2 protein-coding genes are annotated in these 3485 nt (G+C 65.5%); both read left to right on the top strand.

The genetic code is table 11. The annotated features are described in order from the left end of the window. Positions 1 to 62: 62 nt before the first annotated feature. Entirely contained in the window at positions 63 to 1454 is a 1392-nt protein-coding gene (locus tag IRZ12_RS16635; RefSeq protein ID WP_296470907.1) for a DegQ family serine endoprotease, read from the top strand. Positions 1455 to 1677: 223 nt separating this feature from the next. Beyond that, positions 1678 to 3471 (top strand): translation elongation factor 4, encoded by a 1794-nt coding sequence (lepA, locus tag IRZ12_RS16630; protein WP_296470904.1) that lies wholly within the window; start codon positions 1678 to 1680, stop codon positions 3469 to 3471. Positions 3472 to 3485 lie beyond the last annotated feature (14 nt).

The raw sequence follows: 3485 nt of genomic DNA, 5'->3' as shown, positions 1-3485 counted from the left end.
CCGCAGCCCCTGAAGCCACCTCCCGGCGCGGGTGGGGTTGGGCGTGCAGGGTCGTCGTTGCGCTGTGCGCCGCTGCAGCCCTCTTCGTGGGACAGGGGGAGGCCCGGGCCCAGAGCCGCGGCTTGCCGGATTTCACGGACTTGGTTGCCAAGTCCGAGCCTGCGGTGGTCAACATCCGCACCACGGCCCGCGCAGTGGTGCGCAGTCCGTTCGGGGGCGGCCAGGATCCTTATGAGCTGTTCCGCTGGTTCTTCGGGCCGGATTTCGTGCCCCCGGGGCGCAACCCCCGCGCGCAGCCCGAGGAAGAGGGGCGCGAGGTGCCCCGCGGCGTGGGGTCGGGGTTTTTCATCTCGTCAGACGGTTACATCCTGACCAATCACCACGTTGTCAGCGGCGCGGACGATATTTACGTCACATTGACGGACCGGCGGGAATTCAAGGCCAAGGTGATCGGCTCGGACGAGCGCACCGACGTCGCGCTGATCAAGATCGACGCGACCGGCACCACCGCGTTGAAACCGGGCGACCCCAATCAGCTGCGCAAGGGTGAATGGGTGCTCGCGATTGGTTCGCCCTTCGGGTTGGACTCCACCGTCACGGCGGGCATCGTCAGCGCCACCGGCCGCGATACGGGGGACTACCTGCCCTTCATCCAGACCGACGTGGCCGTCAACCCCGGCAATTCGGGCGGTCCGCTGCTCAACATGCGTGGAGAGGTGGTGGGGATCAACTCCCAGATCATTTCCCGCAGCGGCGGTTTCATGGGCATCTCGCTGGCCATTCCCATCGACCAGGCCATGCGCGTGGCAGAACAATTGCGCACGTCGGGGCGGGTCATCCGCGGCCGCATCGGGGTGCAGATCGGCGAGGTCAGCAAGGAAGTCGCGGACGCCATTGGCCTGGGGCGTACGGCGGGTGCCTCCGTGGGCATGGTCGAGCCGGGCAGCCCGGCTGAGAAGGCCGGCATCGAACCGGGCGACGTCATCCTGAAATTCAATGGCAAGACCATCGAGCGTTCGTCAGACCTGCCGCGCACTGTTGGCGAAACCAAGCCGGGCACCAAGGCGACCGTGCAGGTATGGCGGCGCGGCAGCCTGCGCGAGCTGACCATCACAGTGGGCGAGATGGAGCCCGAGAAGAGCGCCGCCCAGGCCGAAGAGGGGGGGCAAGCCCAGAAAACCAATGCGCTCGGCCTGATCGTGTCCGACCTCTCCGCAGCGCGTCGCCGCGAATTGCGCGTCCGTGGGGGCGTGCAGGTGGAGGCGGCAGATGGTCCGGCCGCCCGCGCCGGCATCCGCCAGGGCGATGTGTTGCTTGCACTCGACAATATCGAGATCACCAACGCGGCCCAGTTCAACGCCCTGGTGGCCAAGCTGGACCGCAGCCGGAGCCACGTCGTGCTCGTCCGTCGGGGTGATCTGACGCAATGGGTACCGATCCGTCCGGCGAGGTAATCGGCAGACATTCGCGCTCGGCGGTAAAATGCCGGGTCGCGACAAATGACACCGGCTGCGGGACGAGTTTTCCGCGCGGCCGGCCATAGGAGGGGCGCGTTGCGCCCCCTTTTTTTGCAAGTCCCGAGGGTGCCGGGGCCGGGTTTCGCCGGCTCATCGCGCCGCCCCCCCGTGGGGGAGCGGCGCCGGGCCGCCTGGGAGTGGGCTCATTACTTCGGATCGCATGCAGCACATACGCAATTTCTCCATCATTGCCCACATCGACCACGGCAAATCGACGCTTGCCGACCGCATCATTCATCGCTGCGGCGGCTTGTCCGATCGCGAGATGGAGGCCCAGGTGCTCGACTCGATGGACATCGAGCGCGAGCGCGGCATCACGATCAAGGCTCAGACGGCGGCGCTGCGCTACCAGGCGCGGGACGGGAAGGTTTACAACCTGAACCTGATCGACACCCCGGGGCACGTCGATTTTTCCTATGAGGTCAGCCGTTCGCTCTCGGCGTGCGAGGGCGCCTTGCTGGTGGTCGATGCCTCGCAGGGCGTCGAGGCCCAGACGGTGGCGAACTGCTATACGGCGATCGAGCTGGGCGTGGAAGTGGTGCCCGTCCTGAACAAGATGGACCTGCCTCAGGCAGATCCGGACGGGGCCAAGCAGGAGATCGAGGAGGTCATCGGCATCCCCGCCGATGACGCCATTCCCGCCAGTGCCAAGACCGGCATGGGCATCGACGACATCCTCGAGGCCGTGGTTGCCCGCATTCCTCCCCCGAAAGGGGATGCGACGGCACCGTTGCAAGCCCTCGTCATCGATTCGTGGTTCGATAACTACGTCGGCGTGGTGATGCTGGTGCGCGTGGTCAACGGCGTGCTCAAGCCCAAGGACAAGCTGCTGCTCATGGCCACTGGCGCGACCCATTTGTGCGAGCAGGTGGGGGTGTTCACGCCCAAGTCCGAGGCGCGGCCGCAGCTCTCGGCCGGGGAGGTCGGGTTTGTGATCGCCGGCATCAAGGAGCTCAAGCACGCCAAGGTGGGCGATACCATTACGCATGCCGCCCAGCCTGCACCCGCGCCGCTGCCCGGCTTCAAGGAGGTCAAGCCCCAGGTGTTCGCCGGCCTCTACCCAGTGGAGTCGAGCGAATATGACGCGCTGCGTGATTCGCTCGAAAAGCTCAAGCTGAACGACGCCGCCCTCATGTACGACCCTGAGGTGTCGCAGGCGCTGGGCTTCGGCTTCCGCTGCGGGTTCCTGGGGCTGCTGCACATGGAAATCGTGCAGGAGCGCTTGGAGCGCGAGTTCGACATGGACCTGATCACCACCGCGCCGTCGGTGGTCTATGAGGTCGTGTTGCGCGACGGTTCGGTGGTGATGGTCGACAGCCCGTCGAAGATGCCCGAGGTCGGGCGCATCGCCGAGGTCCGCGAGCCCATCGTGACGGTCACGTTGTTCATGCCCCAGGAGTACGTGGGGCCGGTCATGACGCTGTGCACCTCCAAGCGCGGCATCCAGACCAACATGGCCTACCACGGCCGCCAGGTGCACCTGACGTACGAGATGCCCCTGGCCGAGATCGTGCTCGATTTCTTCGACAAGCTGAAGTCGGTCTCGCGCGGTTATGCGTCTATGGACTATGAGTTCAAGGAATACCGCAGCGCCGATGTGGTGCGCGTGGACTTGCTGATCAACGGCGACAAGGTCGATGCGTTGTCGCTGATCGTGCACCGCGCCAACGCCCGGGCCCGCGGGCGGGAGATCACGGCCAAGATGCGCGAGCTGATACCCCGCCAGATGTACGACGTCGCGATCCAGGCTGCGATCGGCGCAGAGGTCATCGCCCGCGAGAACGTCAAGGCCTTGCGCAAGAACGTGCTCGCCAAGTGCTATGGCGGCGACATCACCCGCAAGAAGAAGCTGCTCGAGAAGCAAAAGGCGGGGAAAAAGCGCATGAAGCAGGTCGGCAGCGTCGAGATTCCCCAGGAGGCGTTCCTGGCCATTCTGCAGGTGGAAGACAAATGACTAACAGTATGTTG

The sequence above is a fragment of the Pigmentiphaga sp. genome, assembly GCF_019689535.1.
In the GTDB taxonomy this organism is placed as follows: Bacteria; Pseudomonadota; Gammaproteobacteria; order Burkholderiales; family Burkholderiaceae_B; genus Pigmentiphaga.
This window is presented reverse-complemented; position numbering and strand designations above follow the sequence as displayed.

Bases quoted from the DNA above. Each gene is read 5' to 3' on its own strand.
- lepA (WP_296470904.1), top strand. From the start codon at position 1,678: ATGCAGCACATACGCAATTTCTCCATCATTGCCCACATCGACCACGGC.